The following is a 1,339-nucleotide window of genomic DNA, read 5'->3' on the forward strand; positions in this document are numbered from 1 at the left end:
CGCCGTGCGCGGGGCCGCGTCCGCGTCGGGACGACGCACCACGATCGGCCCGTCGAGCGGACGCCGTCGTGCCGGCGCGGGCCGGGTGACGCCGAGGACCGACGGCTCGGGATGCAGCGTCCGCGACCCGTCGAGCCCGACCTCGAGCACGACCGCGCGCGGTGGGACGTCGCCGTCGACGGGGACGGAGGCGGACGCCCCGCTGCCGATCTCGTGACGCCCCACGCCCAGCCGGTGCACGCGCCCGGCGCCGGGGCCGGACACGACCCGCACCTCGCAGGTGCCCAACGGCTCGTCCCAGGTGTCCCCCGGGTCCGCACCGACCCCGACGACCGAGCCGTGCCGCAGCGGGCACGTCTCGACCGGCTCGTCGGGGTCGAGCTCGCGACCCCGCCACCAGAGCGGGGGCGCGTCCTGGCCCCACGGCTGCACCTCGACGACACCGAGGTGGCCCGACCCCCGCGGCACGACACGCGCCTGCACCCCGGACGTGTGCTGGGCGACGGCGCGGGCGACGTCCCGCACGCGCGCGCCGGGCGCGCAGTCGAGCACGACGTCGACCGGCTCGGACGCCGCGTCGAGCGCCGCACTGAGGATCAGTCGCACTCCCATGCCCTTCTCGCCGCGGACGTCGCCGCAGACCGCGCCGCAGACACGTCCGGCCCGCCGCGAGGGGCGGGCCGGACGTGTCGTCGCTCAGATGCGGTCGCCCTCGCCGGTGGCCGCCGCGATGTTGTTGTGGTTGGTCCGCACGTCGCTCGCGGCGCCGTCGAGCGCCTCCTGCAGACGGTCGAGGTTGGCGCGGTAGTCCTGCCACAGCGAACGGAAGTCGTCGGCGTACTTGCCGGTCCACTCCGTGGCGTTCAGCCCCTGGTCGACGTGCGACTTGATGTCTGCGGCCTGCTGGGCGTTCTGCTGGAACGTCTTGAACAGCGCCTGGAGAGTGCTGAGCTCGGCACCAACTGCCACGGTGGTTCCTCCTCGGTACGAGCGCCGCCCGGTCGGGCGACGCGACATGCGGACATTACCGGCAAACCCCACCGCGCCGGGCAGGGCCGTTCGTGCTACGCCCCCGACCCCCGGGCCTCGGACGACTGCGGCGCGAGGTCCTCGACGACCGCGAGGGTCGCCGGGCTCATCGCGGGGACGCCGGCCGCGCGCAGGGTCGCGGCGAGGTCGCCCGCTGCCTGCCGGACCGCGTCGGGGCCGCCGACGAGCGACGCGGCACGCATCAGGTCACGCCACAGCAGCTCCTCCGTGGGGGCGAGGCGCAGCCCGGCCCAGGCGGCGGCCTGCGCGGCGCCCGGGTCGTCGTCGTGGTGGCACAGCACGACGAGCC

The 1,339-nt window shown here is 76.2% G+C and carries 1 protein-coding gene and 2 pseudogenes; all 3 read right to left on the reverse strand.

Annotated elements, in window-relative coordinates; genetic code table 11:
* Positions 1–612, reverse strand: a pseudogene (locus HGA02_RS19515) (FtsK/SpoIIIE domain-containing protein); the annotation flags it as partial.
* Positions 613–696: 84 nt separating this feature from the next.
* Entirely contained in the window at positions 697–969 is a 273-nt protein-coding gene (locus tag HGA02_RS19520) for a WXG100 family type VII secretion target (protein ID WP_160142877.1), read from the reverse strand.
* Between the two features lie 95 nt (positions 970–1,064).
* Positions 1,065–1,339: pseudogene (locus tag HGA02_RS19525) on the reverse strand (hypothetical protein); the annotation flags it as partial.

Origin of the sequence: Cellulomonas septica, from assembly GCF_012396155.1 — a bacterium.
Classification (GTDB): domain Bacteria; phylum Actinomycetota; class Actinomycetes; order Actinomycetales; family Cellulomonadaceae; genus Cellulomonas; species Cellulomonas septica.